This is a genomic window from Pseudomonas sp. THAF187a, assembly GCF_009363395.1.
Classification (GTDB): Bacteria; Pseudomonadota; Gammaproteobacteria; order Pseudomonadales; family Pseudomonadaceae; genus Aquipseudomonas; species Aquipseudomonas khazarica.
Window position 1 is genome coordinate 3,942,126 of sequence record NZ_CP045349.1, and the last position, 17,358, is coordinate 3,959,483.

General features: G+C 64.9%; 14 protein-coding genes. 3 read left to right on the top strand and 11 right to left on the bottom strand.

The features are described from left to right. The first annotated feature begins 67 nt into the window (after positions 1-67). The 3 genes from FIV02_RS18280 (at position 68) to leuA (ending at position 5,043) form a co-directional block, all read left to right on the top strand. The gene (locus FIV02_RS18280) at positions 68-1,339 is read left to right on the top strand and encodes a mechanosensitive ion channel family protein (RefSeq protein WP_152489419.1); all 1,272 of its coding nucleotides are present in this window, start codon (positions 68-70) and stop codon (positions 1,337-1,339) included. 66 nt (positions 1,340-1,405) lie between these two features. Continuing rightward, the gene (locus FIV02_RS18285) at positions 1,406-3,091 is read left to right on the top strand and encodes a flagellinolysin (protein WP_152489420.1); all 1,686 of its coding nucleotides are present in this window, start codon (positions 1,406-1,408) and stop codon (positions 3,089-3,091) included. Between the two features lie 275 nt (positions 3,092-3,366). Continuing rightward, a complete protein-coding gene (leuA, locus tag FIV02_RS18295; RefSeq protein ID WP_152489422.1) occupies positions 3,367-5,043 on the top strand; it encodes a 2-isopropylmalate synthase in 1,677 nt (558 codons plus the stop codon). Between the two features lie 61 nt (positions 5,044-5,104). On the opposite strand, the gene FIV02_RS18300 is transcribed toward leuA, so the two are convergent. The 11 genes from FIV02_RS18300 to pilW form a co-directional block, all read right to left on the bottom strand. Then, entirely contained in the window at positions 5,105-6,817 is a 1,713-nt protein-coding gene (locus tag FIV02_RS18300; protein ID WP_152489423.1) for a GEVED domain-containing protein, read from the bottom strand. Positions 6,818-7,027: 210 nt separating this feature from the next. Then, positions 7,028-7,483, bottom strand: coding sequence for a hypothetical protein (locus FIV02_RS18305; RefSeq protein ID WP_152489424.1), 456 nt, complete (start codon positions 7,481-7,483; stop codon positions 7,028-7,030). 17 nt (positions 7,484-7,500) lie between these two features. Continuing rightward, positions 7,501-8,283 carry an amidohydrolase gene (locus FIV02_RS18310; protein WP_152489425.1) on the bottom strand — a complete coding sequence of 261 codons (783 nt, stop codon included), beginning with the start codon at positions 8,281-8,283 and terminating at the stop codon, positions 7,501-7,503. Between the two features lie 97 nt (positions 8,284-8,380). Beyond that, positions 8,381-9,529, bottom strand: coding sequence for a pyridoxal phosphate-dependent aminotransferase (locus FIV02_RS18315; protein WP_152489426.1), 1,149 nt, complete (start codon positions 9,527-9,529; stop codon positions 8,381-8,383). A 95-nt stretch (positions 9,530-9,624) separates the two neighbouring features. Next, positions 9,625-11,103: a ribosome biogenesis GTPase Der gene (gene der, locus FIV02_RS18320; RefSeq protein WP_037049579.1), complete on the bottom strand. Its 1,479-nt coding sequence runs from the start codon at positions 11,101-11,103 to the stop codon at positions 9,625-9,627. A 110-nt stretch (positions 11,104-11,213) separates the two neighbouring features. Beyond that, a complete protein-coding gene (bamB, locus tag FIV02_RS18325; RefSeq protein WP_037049581.1) occupies positions 11,214-12,365 on the bottom strand; it encodes an outer membrane protein assembly factor BamB in 1,152 nt (383 codons plus the stop codon). Continuing rightward, positions 12,358-12,996: a tetratricopeptide repeat protein gene (locus FIV02_RS18330; protein ID WP_037049583.1), complete on the bottom strand. Its 639-nt coding sequence runs from the start codon at positions 12,994-12,996 to the stop codon at positions 12,358-12,360. The genes bamB and FIV02_RS18330 overlap by 8 nt, the downstream gene beginning before the upstream one ends. Before the next feature lie 32 nt (positions 12,997-13,028). Next, the gene (hisS, locus tag FIV02_RS18335; RefSeq protein WP_152489427.1) at positions 13,029-14,318 is read right to left on the bottom strand and encodes a histidine--tRNA ligase; all 1,290 of its coding nucleotides are present in this window, start codon (positions 14,316-14,318) and stop codon (positions 13,029-13,031) included. Between the two features lie 161 nt (positions 14,319-14,479). After that, entirely contained in the window at positions 14,480-15,592 is a 1,113-nt protein-coding gene (ispG, locus tag FIV02_RS18340; protein WP_047587591.1) for a flavodoxin-dependent (E)-4-hydroxy-3-methylbut-2-enyl-diphosphate synthase, read from the bottom strand. A 3-nt stretch (positions 15,593-15,595) separates the two neighbouring features. Beyond that, the gene (locus tag FIV02_RS18345; RefSeq protein ID WP_152489428.1) at positions 15,596-16,588 is read right to left on the bottom strand and encodes a RodZ family helix-turn-helix domain-containing protein; all 993 of its coding nucleotides are present in this window, start codon (positions 16,586-16,588) and stop codon (positions 15,596-15,598) included. Then, a complete protein-coding gene (pilW, locus tag FIV02_RS18350; RefSeq protein WP_152489429.1) occupies positions 16,585-17,346 on the bottom strand; it encodes a type IV pilus biogenesis/stability protein PilW in 762 nt (253 codons plus the stop codon). Before pilW ends, FIV02_RS18345 begins: the two co-directional genes overlap by 4 nt. Between the last annotated feature and the right edge of the window lie 12 nt (positions 17,347-17,358).

Below are 17,358 nucleotides of genomic sequence, written 5' to 3' on the forward strand. Positions count from 1 at the left end.
GGGTACGGCGGCTCAAACGGTCGGCCCCGCAAGGCCGGCCTGCCTCATGCCCGCAGCGGAGCCGGATATGCCGAATGAGCTCAACACCTGGATGGACTGGCTGAAGCAACAGCCGGAACTGCTGACCCTCAGCGCCACACTCGCCCTGATCGCGGCGGCCTGGCTGTCGAACTGGGTGGTCAAGCACATCCTGGTGCGCGCCATCTATCGTGTGATCGGCGCCACGACCGTGGGTCGCCACGGCCAGATCAAGGAAAGCGGCATCATCAAGCGGCTCTCCAACGTCGTGCCGGCGCTGGTGCTGTCCAGCGGCGTGATGCTGGTACCGGACATGCCCGAGGCCGTGGTCGAGGTGACGCGCAACGTCTGCAGCGCCTTCATCGTGCTGACCATCGCCATGGCCATCGGCGCCTTTCTGGACATCCTCAACACCCTCTACCAGCGACGCCCGAATGCCCACCTGAAGCCGATCAAGGGCTACCTGCAGGTGATCAAGATCGCCATCTACGCGATCGCCGCGATCCTCATGGTGGCCGCGCTGATCGACCGCTCGCCGCTGATCCTGCTGTCCGGCCTTGGCGCCATGGCCGCCGTGCTGATGTTGATCTTCCAGGACACCCTGCTGTCGCTGGTGGCCAGCGTGCAGATCTCGTCGAGCGACATCATTCGCGTCGGTGACTGGGTGGAGATGCCCAACCTGAACGCCGATGGCGACGTGATCGACATCGCCCTGCACACGGTCAAGGTGCAGAACTGGGACAAGACCATCACCACCATCCCGACCCGGCGCTTCATCACCGACCCGTTCAAGAACTGGCGCGGCATGCAGGAATCCGGCGGCCGACGGATCAAGCGCGCACTCTACCTCGACCAGACCAGCGTGCACTTCCTGAGCAACGAGGAAATCGCCCGCCTGCGCCGCTTCATGCTGCTCGACGACTACCTCGACCACAAGGACCAGGAGCTGCTCGACTGGAACACCAGGCTTGCCGAACACAGCAAGGAAGCGGTCAACACCCGCCGCATCACCAACATCGGCAGCTTCCGTGCCTACGTCGAGCATTACCTGCGCCATCACCCGCACATCCACCAGCACATGACCCTGCTGGTGCGCCAGCTCAGCCCGACCGCCGATGGCCTGCCGCTGGAGATCTACTGCTTCACCAACACCACGGCCTGGAATGCCTACGAGGGCATCCAGTCGGACATCTTCGACCATCTGCTGGCCATCCTCCCGGAGTTCGGCCTGCGCGTGTTCCAGCATCCGAGCGGGGCCGATTTCCAGGCGCTGCGAGAGAAGGCCCCCGCCGCTCGTCGCCTCAACAGCGAAATGGCTTAAGTCCAGCAGCATCGCGCCGATCTCTCGGTAGAGCCGGGTAATCGCCCGGCGGCTACCAGTGAGCCGATGATGCTGACGGTCAATACCAACATCGCCTCGTCGTTCACGCGTCGCCAACTGGAGAGCAACAACACCGGCCTCGACATCTCGTTGCAGCGCCTGTCCACCGGGCAGCGCATCAACAGTGCCAAGGATGACGCTGCCGGGCTGCAGATCTCCAACCGCCTCAACTCGCAGGCACGCGGGCTGGGCGTGGCGATACGTAACGCCAACGACGGTATTTCGCTGCTGCAGGTCGCAGAGGGCGCGCTACAAAGCGTGACCGACGCCCTGCAGCGCATCCGTTCGCTCGGCCTGCAGGCAATGAATGGTTCCAACGGCGCCAGCGAGCGCCAGGCGCTCGACCAGGAAGCGCAGCAGCTGCTGCAGGAGATCGACCGGGTCAACGAGACCACCACCTTCGCCGGCCGCAAGGTCTTCGCCCAGGGCCAGTCCTCTGCCCTCGGCGACCTGGACCAGCGCGCCGTGCTCAACTCGCTCAAGGGCTTCTGGATCAGCGAAGGAGAACAGCGCGTCTTCGACGCCTTCGGTCTGCGCGCCGACGGCGCCGAGCTGAAAATCACCTTCAGCAACGACGCCAGCAGCCAGGCCCTGGCGTCGGTCTCCTCCAGCGGCGCGGATGGCAACGGTCGCGTGCTCAATCAGGTGCTCAACGTCAACCTCGCGTACTTCGACGCCAGCTCGCTACCCGACGGCGGCAGTTACCCGCAGTACACCGACCGCGTGATTGCCCACGAGATGACCCACGCGGTGATGGGCCGCACCATGAACTTCGCCGCCGGCCTGCCCGCCTGGTTCATCGAGGGCGCCGCAGAAGCCGTACAGGGTGCGGACGAGCGCCTGGCCGCCGACACCGCCGGCGGTACCAATACCACGGCGATCGTCAGCGCCTTCAATGCCGACGACGTCAGCGGCTCCGCAGGCTACTCCGGCGGCTATGCGGCGGTGCGCTACATGCATGCCAGCATCAAGGCCGAGGGTGGCAAGGGCATCAAGGACATCATGGGCTACCTGAACAGCAATCCCGGTTCCACGCTGGACCAGGCGCTGAGCAATGCCAGCCATGGCGCGTTCACCGGGCTCGCAGATTTCCAGAGCCAGTTCAGCAGCGACGCGGCTGCCTACGTGGCGGGCCTCGACCTGAGCAACGCCGACACCGGCGCCATCGGCGGCCTGGACGCGGACGGCGGGCCGACGCTGACGGCCGAGAACGTGCTGCTCAATCAGGGTACCGGGGTCCCAGGCTCGCAGGGGTTCCGCCTCGTCGAACCGACCCTGTTCAACGACACGGCGGTCGGCGGCAGCGCCCTGACGCAGTTCCAGGTCGGCGCCGAGGCCTACGAAACCATTCAGATCGGCCTGGGCGCGTTCAATGTCGACACCCTGGCGCTCGGCCGCCTCAGCTTGCAGGACACCCCCGGCCTGGCGGTGATGGACATCGACGACGCCCTGGCCTACATCGACCGCCAGCGAGGCTACATGGGCGCGGTGCAGAATCGCCTGGAGTCGACGATCAGCAACCTGCAGAACATCGCCGAGAACACCGCAGCCAGTCGCTCGCGCATCCTCGACACCGACTTCGCCAACGAGACCGCCAACCTCGCCTCGCGGCAGATCATCCAGCAAGCCGCGCAGAGCATCCTCGCCCAGGCCAACCAGCGCCCGCAGGCGGTACTCGAGTTGCTGGCCTGAGCCCTGCGCAATCCGTCGCAAGCCTTGCGCCAAGAAGCGCAATTAATCGCCCGCATACACGACAGCGCGAAATTTTCAGGCGTTTTTTCCGTAAGTATTGCCATCATTCCCTACCGAACGTAGGGTTAGCGACATGAACACTGCACATACCCTCATTCTGATGCGGCAACACCGCTGCCTGCGCCTGGTCAGCCCACGACTGCGTGGCTGAATCCTCGTCTCGCCCCAAGCCTCCGTGTTGCCCCCGGCCCAGCGCCGAACCAAGGATTAGCCTCATGACCATGCTCAAAGATCCATCGAAGAAGTACCGCCCGTTCACCCAGATCCAGATCCCGGACCGCACCTGGCCGGACCAGATCATCGACAAGGCACCGATCTGGCTGTCGACCGACCTGCGTGATGGCAACCAGTCGCTGATCGAGCCGATGGACGCCGAGAAGAAGATGCGTTTCTTCAAGTGCCTGGTCGCCGTGGGCCTGAAGGAAATCGAAGTGGGCTTCCCGTCCGCCTCGCAAACCGACTTCGACTTCGTCCGCGAGCTGATCGAAGGCGGCCACATTCCCGATGACGTCACCATCCAGGTACTGACCCAGGCCCGTGACGACCTCATCGAACGCACCTTCGAGTCGCTCAAGGGCGCCAAGAAGGCCATCGTCCACTACTACAACGCCTGCGCGCCGAGCTTCCGCAAGATCGTCTTCAACCAGGACAAGGCGGGGGTGAAAGCCATCGCCGTCGCAGCCGGCAGCACCATCAAGCGCCTGGCCGACGCCGCGCCGGAAACCCAGTGGGGCTTCGAGTACTCGCCGGAGGTGTTCAGCAGCACCGAGATCGACTTCGCCGTCGAGGTGTGCAACGCGGTGATCGGCGTGTTCCAGCCGACTCCAGCGAACAAGCTGATCCTCAACCTGCCGGCCACCATCGAGTGCGCCACGCCGAACAACTACGCCGACCAGATCGAATGGTTCGGCCGCCACGTCGACCGCCGCGACAGCGTGTTGATCAGCGTGCACACGCACAATGACCGTGGCACCGGCGTCGCCGCCTCGGAGCTGGCCGTCATGGCCGGCGCCGACCGCGTCGAAGGCTGCCTGTTCGGCAACGGCGAGCGGACCGGCAACGTCTGCCTGGTGACCCTGGCCCTGAACCTCTACACCCAGGGCATCGACCCTGAGCTGGACTTCTCCGACATCGACGCCGTGCGCAAGGTGGTGGAAGACTGCAACCAGATTCCGGTGCACCCGCGTCATCCGTACGTCGGCGACCTGGTGCACACCGCGTTCTCCGGCTCGCACCAGGACGCCATCCGCAAGGGCTTCGCCCAGCAGGACCCGGAAGCCGTCTGGGAAGTGCCGTACCTGCCGATCGACCCGGCCGACATCGGCCGCGACTACGAGGCGGTGATTCGCGTCAACAGTCAGTCCGGCAAGGGTGGTATCACCTTCCTGCTGGAGCAGGAATACGGCATCAACCTGCCGCGCCGCATGCAGATCGAGTTCAGCCAGGTGGTACAGCGCGAGACCGATCGCCTGGGCCTGGAGATGACCGCGTCGCAGATCCACCAGCTGCTCGAGAGCGAGTACCTCAAGGCGACGTCGCCCTACGAGCTCAAGGGTCATCGCCTGCAGGAAGAGAATGGCGACAGCAGCGTCGAGCTGAAGGTCCAGGTCGACGGCCAGGAGCAGCGCTGGAGCGGCTCGGGCAAGGGCCCGCTGGAAGCCCTGGTGTCGAGCCTGCCGCTGTCCGTGGAAATCATGGATTACCACGAGCACGCCATCGGTGCCGGAGCCAGTGCCAAGGCGGCCTCGTACATCGAGATTCGCCTGGACGGCCAGCGCCCGCTGCATGGCATCGGCATCGACGAGAACATCACCACCGCCAGCTTCCGTGCACTGTTCAGCGCACTCAACCGCGCGGTCAAGCAGGCTGAACTGAAGACCGAAGCGGCCTGAAAGGCAGCAGGCTGAAAAAAGAACCCCGCCGCTCGGCGGGGTTCTTCGTTTCAGCTGGGGCTCAGTAGCTGACCACCGGCGAGACGCGCTGGTAGCGGCCGTCGATATAGGCCTTCAGCCAGGAGCGGTAGCGTTTGCCCGCGCTGTAGGCGAAGTAGCGATAGCTCTGTTCGTTCTCCGCCAGGCGCTGCAGAACGATGCTGCCATCCTGCTCGATCACCCAGGTCAGCATGGCGTGTACGCCCCCGGTGCGCGTCAGGGTCTGGTTGGCGTCCACCGTCAGCTGGTAGAGCGGCAGGTAGTCCTCGGCGGCCCGGCCATAACGCACCACGTTGGACACCCGCTGGTAGTAGCCATTCTGGAAGCGCTTCAGCCATACGCGGTAGCGTTTGGCGGGATCGAAGCGGTAGTAGGTGTAGGCCAGCTCGTTGGCCGCGTTACGCTCCAGAACGATATTGCCCTCCTCCTCGATCACCCAGGTCAGGGCATCACCGATGTTGCCGCTGCGGCTGACCTGGCGATTGTCGCCGATGCTCAACTGATAGAGGTCCGTCAGCCCCGGCGAGAAGTACTCGGCATCGGAGACCTGCACCATCTCGCCGCCAACGGCCTGCTCGATCCAGACCTTGTAGGCACGGCCCTGCTGGAACGGGTAGCGCAGTTCCGCGGTACCGCCGGTGGGCTGGCGCAGCACCTCGACACCGTCCTCGCGAATGACCCAGTTCAGGGGCTTGTCGGCAGGACCGTCATGCCGCAGCTGGAAGTCCGCCTCGACCTCCAGGTCGATGTAGCGAGCGGGAAAGCCCTCGCGGAAGGCGAGCGGAACCGAGATGGCCTCGTCCTTGCCGTTCACGCTGGCTTCGGCCCAGACCTGGTAACGCTCGCCATGGTTGAAGGCGAACTGCAGCGGAACACCGGCCTGCGCTGGCTGACGCAGCGTCTCGCCGCCCTGTGCGGCGATCACCCAGTTGCCCTGGAACGCGGCCGACGAACTGATGCTGCCCTGATCGGCATTGCGGCTCAGCGCAACACGGTCAGTGACGCCGGGCTGGTAGGCCACGACATTCGAGACGGTCTTGTAGCCGCCGTCGATGAAGCTCTCCAGCCAGATCCGGTAGTGTTTGCCGGCAGCATTGTTCCAATAGTGATCACGCAGGTTGCCGGCCGCGTTGCGCCCGAGGACGCGCTTGCCGTCCTCTTCGACCACCAGCGTCAGCCTGTCGCCCAGATCGCCGCTGCGGGACACCCAGAAACCGGGCTCCAGCGTGAGGCTGTAGGGCAGCGTCGGTTGCCCTGCGCCGTCTGGCAGCTTGACCAGGTAATCCTCGGTTTCGCCGTAGCCATAGGCCCCGCACGGCTGCGCGGTGGCGCCCCAGCGCATCTGTACCCGCATGCGGGTGGTACCGGCGCTGCCGGAAGGCACCGCGATGGGTGCGGAGACGACGGTGCTGCCCTGAGCGACCAGCACCTTCTCGCTCGCCTCGAAACTGCCGTTCTGGTCGAAGTCGATCCAGGCCCCCCAGTTCTCGACGTACTGGGTGTTGCGGAAACCGGGACGGAGCTCCAGCCGGTCACCTTGCCCCGTCAGCTGGAAGGGAGGCTGACCCGTGGCGTTCAGGTAACCGCCATCGCTGCCGGACGTCTGGCTCGCGCCATTGACGCTGACTCCGGCGATCCATTCACTGCCACTGTTACCCCGGCTGTCGCAGTACGTGGCTGCCATCAGCGGGCTCATCGCCAGGCAGGTGCCCAGCGCCATGAGTGTCTTGTGCATTGTTTTCGCTCCTTGCGTTCATGTTGGGCAGGGAGCGACAGAGCTATCAGGGCCAAGCCTGTGCCCACTTCCATCGACGCGTCCCTGCGCCAGCAATGCTAGAGGCAAAGCGAGCGGCCGTCCGGAATTTATTGGCGAATCGCCGCCATCCGCGATCGATCCACGTGCTGCAGAGGCGAACGCCCCCGCACGGCACGGGGCGGACACGGATCAGACGTCCAGGATCATCAGCACGGCGAACAGCAGCACCATCACGGCGATCGAGAAGAGCACGGCAATGCCTGCCGCCCGCCAGTTGGAGAGAAAGGTGCCACCAGCAGCGGCGTGCTGCTGGATATCGGCCTCGGTCAGGTGTTTGGCCAGCATCACCATGCCCAGCAGTTGCCCGATGGCGAACGGCAGCGTGGGTACTTCTTCCGGCAAGACGAAGGCCAGGGCCAGGGTCAGCGCCAGCAGGCACACGGCAACGCCCCAGACCATCGCGACACGGTCGGCCTTGCCCAGCAGCTGCAGGTTGTGCGCGAGCATCCAGGCACCAGCCAGCGGTGTGCCGAGAAAGGTGCCCAGCCCCACCGCGGCAATCCTGTACAGCGGCAGCGTCGAGGCAGAAGCCTGCTGCAGGTCCGCCTGCGGGGTCTGGAAGGGGTTTTCCTGCTGTACGTCCATGTCGTGTCGCTCCTGATTCAGTTCATGGTGAAGGCATCGGCATCCAGGTGCGCCGGGAAACGCTCGCGATAGGCCGCCAGCGGCTCGGCCGCCAGGCGCTGGCGGAACACGCCATCGGCGGCGTTCGCCTGCAGCAGCGGCTCGCCCTGGAAGTCCAGCACCTGGGAGTCGCCAGTATATCCATGCCCCTTGCCATCCTCGCCGATCCGGTTCACAGCCGCGACATAGCACAGGTTTTCGATGGCCCGCGCCGGCAACAGGCGGTTCCAGTGCTGGCGGCGGGCAGCGGGCCAGTTGGCGGTGTAGAGCAGCAGATCGGTGCCACCCGCGTCGCGGCTCCAGACCGGGAAGCGCAGGTCATAACAGACCAGCGGGCGGACACGCCAGCCCTTGAGCTCGAGCACGACCTGCTCGTCTCCGGCCTGGAAATGCTTGTGCTCGCCGGCCATGCGGAACAGGTGGCGCTTGTCGTAATGCGCCAGCGAACCATCCGCACGCGCCCAGAGCAGGCGATTGCGATAGCTGCCGTCGTCGGCCTGGATGATCAGGCTGCCGCAGATCACCGTATCGAGACGCTGCGCCTGCTCGCGCAGCCATGTGCTGCTGGGGCCATCCTCCGGTTCGGCCAGCGTTGCCGACTCCATCGAGAAGCCGGTGGTGAACATCTCCGGCAGGATCACCAGATCGGCGCCGCGCGCCTGCTCCAGCAGGGTCTGAAAGTGCTCGCGGTTGGCGGCCGGATCGTGCCAGGCCAGAGAAGTCTGGATCAGCGCCAGTTCGAGATCGGTTTTGTCGGTCATATCAGGGCCTCGGGGAAATCGGTAGCGCGCAGGGCGGATGTCGCGTTTCACACCCACCCCGCCCTGCTGGATCACGCGTCGCGGTGATCAGCCTGCATCACACCGCGCAGAGTTTCTCCGCCGCCTGGCGCAGGGTGTCCTCGCGCTTGGCGAAGCAGAAGCGCACCAGACGCAGATCCTGCGGTGCGGACTGGTAGAACACCGAGACAGGGATCGCCGCCACGCCATGCTCACGGGTCAGCCACTCGGCCATGGCGACGTCGTCCAGATCAGGACGGATCGCCCGGTAGTCGGCCAGCTGGAAGTAGGTGCCCGGTGCGCGGGTGAAGGTGAAACGCGAGCCGGCCAGCAGGTCGCAGAACAGGTCGCGCTTGGTCTGGTAGAACGCAGGCAGCTCCTCGACGTGCTCGGGGTGACTGGCCATGAAGTCGGCAAGGCCATGCTGCAACGGCGTGACGCCACAGAAATTCACGTACTGGTGGATCTTGCGCAGCTCGGCGCTCAACGCAGGCGGCGCCACCACGTAGCCGGTCTTCCAGCCGGTGACGTGGTAGATCTTGCCGAACGAGCTGACCACGAAGGCGCGCGCGTACAGCTCGTCGTGCGCCAGCACGCTGGCGTGCTGCACGCCGTCGAAGATCAGGTGCTCATAGACTTCGTCGCTGATCACATGGATATCGCGCTCGCGGATCAGCGCGGCCAAGCGGTCCAGGTCGCCGCGCGACAGCAGCGCGCCGCTGGGATTGTGCGGCGAGTTGAGGAAGATCAGCCGGGTACGCGGGGTGATCGCATCGGCCAGGCGCTGCCAGTCCACGGCGAAATCCGCCAGGGCCAGCGGCACGTGCACGCAGCGACCGCCCGCCAGCTCCACGGAGGGCTCATAGCTGTCATAGCAGGGATCGAGGACGATGGCCTCGTCGCCCGGACGGATCAGCGCCTGCACCGCGCAGAAGATCGCCTCGGTGGCACCGGGGGTGATGGTGATCTCGCTGTCGGCGTCCCGCTGCACGCCGTAGTTGCGTGCAATCTTCGCTGCCACCTGCTGGCGCAGGGCGGGCAGACCGGTCATCGGCGAATACTGATTGCGCCCTTCCAGGACATGGCGCGCCACTGCTTCACGCAGCGCCTGCGGCCCGTCGAAATCGGGAAAGCCCTGGGACAGGTTGATCGCCCCGGTATCCAGAGCGAGCTGAGACATGCGCGTGAAGATGGTGGTGCCGACGTTGGGCAGTTTGCTGGCGAGCATCGCGACTTCCTCGGGGAAAGCTGCAAGCTACAAGCTTCGGGCCGCAAGCAAAAGCGGCTCGGCTCCTCTTGTAGCTTGAGGCTTGCCGCTTATGACTATCGTCTCTTGTCCTTGCGCTTCTTCTCGGCCTTCTTGTGGTGGCTCATCAGGCGCCGCTTCTTGTTCACCTGGCGGTCGGTGAGCTTGTTCTTGTTGCCTTCGTACGGGTTGTCGCCGCCCTTGTACTCGATACGGATCGGCGTGCCGACCAGCTTGAGCACGCGGCGGAAGGTGTTCTCCAGGTAACGGGAGTAGGCGCGCGGGACCGCGTCGACCTGGTTACCGTGGATGACGATCAGCGGCGGGTTGGCACCACCCAGGTGGGCATAGCGCAGCTTGATCCGGCGACCGTTGACCAGGGGCGGCGCGTGGTCGCTGACGGCATCCTCGAGGATCTGCGTCAGGCGGCTGGTCGGCCAGCGGGTGATGGCCGACTTGAACGACGCCTGCACCGACTTGTACAGATGGCCGACGCCAGTGCCGTGCAGTGCGGAAATGAAGTGAATGTCGGCGAAGTCGACGAAAAACAGCCGGCGCTCCAGCTCGGTCTTCACGTAGTCCTTCTGGCCCTGGTCCATGCCGTCCCATTTGTTCAGGGCGATGACCAGCGCACGACCGCTCTCCAGCACGAAGCCGAGCAGGTTGAGGTCGTGGTCGACCACCCCTTCGCGGGCGTCCATGACGAAGACCACGACGTTGGAGTCCTGGATCGCCTGCAGGGTCTTGACCACGGAGAACTTCTCCACGGCCTCGAAGATCTTGCCGCGACGACGCACGCCGGCGGTGTCGATCAGCGTGTACTTCTCGTCGTCACGCTCGAAGGGGATGTAGATGCTGTCGCGCGTGGTGCCGGCCTGGTCATAGACGATGACCCGCTCTTCGCCGAGCATGCGGTTGACCAGGGTCGACTTGCCGACGTTGGGTCGACCGATGATGGCCAGCTTGATGCCGTCCTTCTCGCTCGGGCCGGGGATGCGCTTGGCTTCCTGGCCTTCCAGCACTTCTTCCTCTTCTTCGGCGCCCTCTTCCGGCTCGCCGGCATCCTTGGGGAAGGCACCGAGCACCACTTCCAGCATCTGGGTGATGCCGCGTCCATGGGCACCGGCGATCGCCAGCGGCTCGCCCAGGCCCATGGGACTGAACTCGGCGCGGGCCAGGTCGACGTCGAGATTGTCGACCTTGTTCACCACCAGGAAGCTCTGCTTGTTACGCCGGCGCAGGTGCTCGCCGATCATCTGGTCGGAGGCGGTCATGCCAGCACGCGCGTCCACCAGGAACAGCACGGCATCGGCTTCTTCGATCGCCTGCAGCGACTGCTCGGCCATCTTCGCGTCGATGCCTTCCTCGTCGCCGGAGATACCGCCGGTATCGATCACGATATAGGTGCGCCCCTGCCACTTCGCCTCGCCGTACTGGCGGTCGCGGGTCAGACCGGACAGGTCGCCGACGATGGCGTCGCGACTGCGGGTCAGGCGGTTGAAGAGTGTGGACTTGCCGACATTGGGCCGGCCCACCAGGGCAATTACGGGAACCATCAGGCTCTCCACTACGTTATTTCAGAAAATGCAAAGGCCGCTGCACGGGCAGCGGCCGGAATCTTTTGCGCTGCTGCGTCCAGGCCCGGGCCTGGATGCAGCATAGTTGGTCACTTGATGGTCAGCGCCACCAATTTGCCGCTGTTGCCGAAGACATACAGCCAGTCACCCACCACCAGCGGACGCGTGCGCAGACCGTCGCTGTCGATACGGGTACGACCCACGAAGCGACCATCGACCTGGCTCAGCAGGTGCAGATAGCCTTCGAAATCGCCCACCGCCACGTAGCTGGAAAACACCTGCGGCGCGGACAGCTCGCGGCGTGCCAGGGAATCGTTGCTCCACAGCGCCGAGGCACTGCGCTCGTCGATGCCTTCGACGGTGCCGTTGGCCAGGCTGACGTAGACGTTGCCGAAGCCCTGGGCGACACCGACCGAACTGGAGGCCTCGCGCTGCCACAGCACACGGCCGGAATCCAGGTCCATCGCCGCGACGCGGCCCTGATAGCTCACCGCGTACACAGTGCCACCGGACAGCAGCAGGCCGCCGTCGATATCCACCACGCGCTCCAGCTCGGAACGACCTTGCGGGATGGCCACGCGCTGCTCCCAAACGGGCAGGCCACGCTGGGCGTCGACCGCCACCACCTTGCCGCTGGACAGACCCGCGACCACCAGGCGGTTGGTCACCAGCGGCGCGCCGGTGCCACGCAGCGTCAGCACGGCCGGGGTGTTCTCGACGATCCAGCGCTGATTGCCGGTGCTGGCATCGAACGCGATCAGGCGGTCATCCTGGGTCTGCACCACGACGATATCGCCGTTGCTCGCCGGGGCGGCCAGCACTTCGCTGGTCACACGCGAGCGCCACTGCTCCTCGCCGTCGCTGGAGTCCAGGGCGATCACCTCACCCTTGAGCGTGCCCAGCAGTACCTGGCCGTAACCGGCACCGATGGCACCGGAGACCGGGATGTCGAGCTTCTTGCGCCAGATGACCTTGCCACTGGTGCGGTCCATGGCCATGACCAGGCCTTCGACGTCGGCTGCGTAGATCACGTCGCCATCGATGGCCGGTACCAGCATGTTGAAGGTTTCGCCCTGGCCGTCACCGACGGAGCGGCTCCATTCGGTACGCAGTTCGACCTCGGTATCGAACTTGGTCAGCTCGGCGGGTGGCAGTTCCTTCTTGCTATTGCTGCTGCAACCCACGGCCAGAACGGCCAGAGCCAGCAGTGCGGCATTCTTCCAACGCATCACGTCACGCATCCCCTTTTGCCAGGTCGTCCAGCTTCATCTGCAGACCGCCAACGGCGGCGTCCTCGGCCAGCGCATCCTTGGCCTTCTGGTAGGCCGCGTGCGCGTCGTCGCTGCGGCCCAGCTGGACCAGCAGATCACCCTTGAGCTCCTCGCGGCTGGCCAGGAACGCCTCGTCGACCTTGGCGTCGAGCAGCTTCAGCGCCTCGTCGACCTTGTCCTGGGCAGCCAGGACGCGTGCCATGCGCTGACGCGCCAGCTCGTCGAGGGTGGCGTCGGCCGGCTTGTCGAGCACGCGTTGCAGGGCAACGGCGGCGTCATCGAGACGATCGGCCTCGACCGCGACCTTGGCGACGAACAGGCTGCCGTACTGCGCGTAATGGCTACCGCCGAACTCGCTGTCGAGCTTGCCGGACAGTTCGGCCACCTTGCCTGCATCAGGCTTGCCGGCCGGATCCAGCGCGGTTTCCAGCAGTTGCTGATACAGCGCGGAGGCACTCTGCGCCTGGTTGGTCTGGTACTTCTGCCAACCCTGCCAGCCGAGCACGGCTACCAGCGCGAGTACGCCGCCGGTCAGCAACGGTTTGCCGTTGCGATTCCACCAGTCCTTGATTTGCGCGATCTGTTCGTCTTCGGTCTGCATGTCTAACCCCGTACTCCTAATCGAGAGCCTGCTCAGGCCTGTTGCTGGCAGGCAGCCAGATGCTCGGCCAGAGCATCCCAGGCAACGCTTTGTTGTTCACTGTCGTCGCGCAGCGGCTTGCAACCTACCACGCGCCCTGCCAATTCGTCGTCCCCCAGAATCAGCGCATAGCGTGCGCCGCTCTTGTCAGCCTTCTTGAACTGGCTCTTGAAGCTGCCGCCGCCACTGTTGAGCAGCAGGCGCAGCGCCGGCAATTCATCGCGCAGGCGCTCGACCAGGGTCAGTGCAGCCAGCTCGGCCGCCTCGCCAAAGGCGCAGACGTAGACGTCGGCGGCACGGTTCAGCTCGGCCGGCAACAATTCGAGGGTTTCCAGCAGCAGCACCAGGCGCTCGACGCCCATGGCGAAGCCGACCCCCGGCGTCGCCTTGCCACCCAATTGGGAAACCAGGCCGTCATAACGACCACCGGCGCACACCGTGCCCTGGGCACCGAGCTTGTCGGTCACCCACTCGAACACGGTGCGGTTGTAGTAATCCAGGCCGCGGACCAGCTTGTGATTGATCTCGTAGCGGATGCCGGCGGCATCCAGGCGCGCCCTGACGCCGTCGAAGTGCAGGCGCGAGTCCTCGTCGAGGTAGTCGCCCAGGGTCGGCGCACCGACCAGAACGGCCTGGGTCGCCTCGTTCTTGCTGTCGAGGATGCGCAGCGGGTTGGTAGTCAGACGGCGCTGGCTGTCTTCGTCCAGTTGCTCGAAACGCTCCTGCAGGTAAGCGACCAGCGCATCGCGGTAGGCCGCACGCGCCTCGCTGGAACCCAGGCTGTTGAGCTGCAGGGTCACCGCATCGGCCAGGCCGAGTTTCTTCCACAGGCGCCAGGTCAGCACGATCAGTTCGGCATCGACGTCCGGCCCCGGCAGGTTGAAGGCCTCTACGCCAACCTGGTGGAACTGGCGATAACGGCCCTTCTGCGGCTTCTCGTAACGGAACATCGGGCCGGCGTACCACAGTTTCTGCACCTGGCCGCCACCGGACAGACCATGCTCGAGCACAGCACGCACACAACCGGCAGTGCCCTCCGGACGCAGGGTCAGGGACTCCTCGTTGCGGTCACGGAAGGTGTACATCTCCTTGTCGACCACATCGGTGCCCTCGCCGATACCGCGCGCGAACAGCTCGGTGTACTCGACGATGGGCAGGCGAATTTCCTTGTAGCCGTAGCCGTCGAGCAGGTCGACCAGGGTGTTTTCCAGGTAGCGCCAGGCAGGCGTCTGCTCCGGCAGGATGTCGTTCATGCCACGAATGGCTTGCAGAGATTTGCTCACAAATAATCCTTAAACCTGCTCTCGACACTGCTGTGCTTGCTGATGCAGCGTCAAAAACAGGCTCAAAATGCTCATTTACAGTCGTAAACTGCGCTTCTTCGCCCGTATTTTCCTTGCCTGGCCCGCGCTCGCGATGTGCTCGACGCGCAGGCTGGCCGGTTTCAGCCGCGAACGATCACGGCAGCATCGGCGGCGACCTTCTCGGCCGCCTTGTCGCGGATGAGCTTTTCCAGCTCATCCACCAGATTCTCGTTGGTCAGCTTCGACGCCGGCTTGCCGTCGATGTAGACCAGGTTGTTCGGGCTGCCACCAGTGAGGCCGATATGCGCCTCCTTGGCTTCGCCTGGACCATTGACCACGCAACCGATCACGGCAACGTCAAGCGGCACCAGCAGGTCCTCGACGCGGCTTTCCAGCTCGTTCATGGTCTTGACCACATCGAAGTTCTGCCGCGAGCAACTCGGGCAGGCGATGAAGTTGATGCCACGCGAACGCAGGCGCAGGGACTTGAGGATATCGAAACCGACCTTGATCTCTTCCACCGGATCGGCGGCCAGAGAAATGCGGATGGTATCGCCAATGCCATCGGCCAGCAGCATGCCCAGGCCGACGGCCGACTTCACGGTACCGGAGCGCAGGCCACCGGCTTCGGTGATGCCCAGGTGCAGCGGCTGCTCGATCTGCTTGGCCAGCAAGCGATAGGCCTCGACCGCCATGAACACGTCGGACGCCTTCACGCTGACCTTGAAGTCGGGGAAGTTGAGGCGGTCCAGGTGTTCGACATGGCGCAGCGCCGACTCGACCAGCGCTTCCGGGGTCGGCTCGCCGTACTTCTTCTGCAGGTCCTTTTCCAGCGAACCGGCGTTGACGCCGATGCGGATCGGAATGCCCTTGTCGCGCGCCGCCTCGACCACCGCCTTGACGCGGTCCTCGCGGCCGATGTTGCCGGGGTTGATACGCAGGCAGTCGACGCCCAGCTCGGCCACGCGCAGGGCGATCTGGTAGTCGAAGTGAATGTCGGCCACCAGCGGTACGCGCACCTGCTGCTTGATCAGGCCGAAGGCCTCGGCAGCGTCCATGTCAGGCACGGAAACCCGCACGATGTCGGCGCCGGCATCTTCCAGGCGACGAATCTGCGCCACGGTGGCGGCGACATCATTGGTGTCGGTATTGGTCATGCTCTGCACCGCGATCGGCGCATCGCCGCCCACCGGTACCGAGCCCACCCAGATCTTGCGTGACAGACGACGCTTGATCGGCGATTCGCAATGCATGCTTTACAACCCCAGTTTCAGGCGCGCGGTTTCGCCAGTCATGTGCGGCGCAACGTCCACGCTTTCGCCGTTGTAGGTCACCTGGGCTCCGCGAGCGAAACCCAGACGCAGCTCCATCGGAGCCTTGCCGGTCAGTTCGATGCGCTCGCCGCTGCGCTTCAGCGCGCTGACCAGCACCTTGCCGTCGGCATCGGTCACCTGCGCCCAGCAGTCGGCGGTGAAGCGCACGTTGAGCGCACCCTGCCCGGCGGATACGGCAATCGGAGCAGCGGGTTCAACGGCGGCAGGCGCCTGCGCCTCGCTGCTTGCCAGCGGTGCATCGCCCGCGCCTGCAACGCTCGGTGTTTCGGCGACGACCGCGCTCGCTGCGCCTGTCTCGTTGGTGGATTGATCAGTGGCACCGGCGCTTTCCGGCTCATCGCCCGGCTCGACCGGCAACAGCAGCGGGCTGCTCTGCTGGTCGCCCTGGGCCAGGATCACGGCCTGGTCTTCCGGCTCGGCCAGAGAATGCACCTGGGTGGTGCCATCGGCCCCCTCCACCTCGACATGCTCGATGCCGACGTCAGCCAGGCTGGCGACCGGACGCCCCTGATCCTGCCACCAGAGGAAACCGGCGCCGATCAGCGCCAGCAGCAGCAGGAAGCTCACCAGGCGCAGGATGCTCTGCGAATAACGCACCGGTTCCTCGATACGCCCCAGGGCATGCACGCTGCTGCCCGTGGCATCGGTTCCGGTGAACTGGTCGAACTCGAGCACCAGACGGTTCTGGTCGAGTTCCAGCAGCTTGGCGTAGGCACGAATGTAACCACGGGCAAACGTGGTGCCGGGCAGCTTGTCGAAGGCACCCGCTTCGATCTGGGCGAGACGCTGCTGGGTCAGGTTGAGCTGGGAAGCCACCTCGGCAACGCTCCAGCCCTTGACCTCACGGGCCTGGCGCAGGCTTTCGCCCGGATTGTTCGACATGGACTGGGTCACTTCGCTATGGGCCGCTTTCATCGTTGCCCCGAAACATATTGCTGGTATTCCTTGGACGCCGGATACAGGCGGCGCAACTGCAGGCCCAGGCTGGCGGCCCGGTCACGGTCCTCGAACACTTCGGCCAGACGAGCACCGAGCAGCAGGCTCCGCGCGTTCTGCGGCGCCATTGCGCTGTAGCTGTCGTAGTAGCTACGGGCCGGGACATACTCCTTGTCCTCGTAGGACATCGCGGCCATCTCCAGCAGCGAGCGCGGCTGACGGCTGCTCAGGCGCAACGAACGCTGGAAGTATTTCTTGGCCTCGTCTCGCCGCCCCAGTTGCAGGGCGGTCAGGCCGAGGTTCTCGAAGACCCTGGAGCGTTCCGGGTAGAGATTGTCCTCGGTGGCCTTGAGATAGGTGTCCATGGCTTCCTGATAGCGCTTCTGCTCGAACAGGAAACCACCGTAGTTGTTCAGCAGGCGAGCATCCTTCGGACGCTGGGACAGCGCCTTGCGATAGTGCTCGTCCGCCAGCTTGGGTTCCATTTCCAGCTGGAACGCCATGCCCAGCGCCGCATGCGCATCGGCATCCGACGGGTTGATTTCCAGTGCGTTCTTCAGCGGCACCTTGGCCAGCTGGGTGTCACCCTGCTGGATATAGGCGACGCCCAGCTGCACATAGGCGGCTCGCGCCTCTTCACGCCCTTTTGTCGTACTCATGGGGTCAACGTGGCCGGTGGTCACGCAACCACCCAGCAGACTGACGACTAGCAACAACAGCGCAGGGCGCAAGGTCATGGACATCCTCTC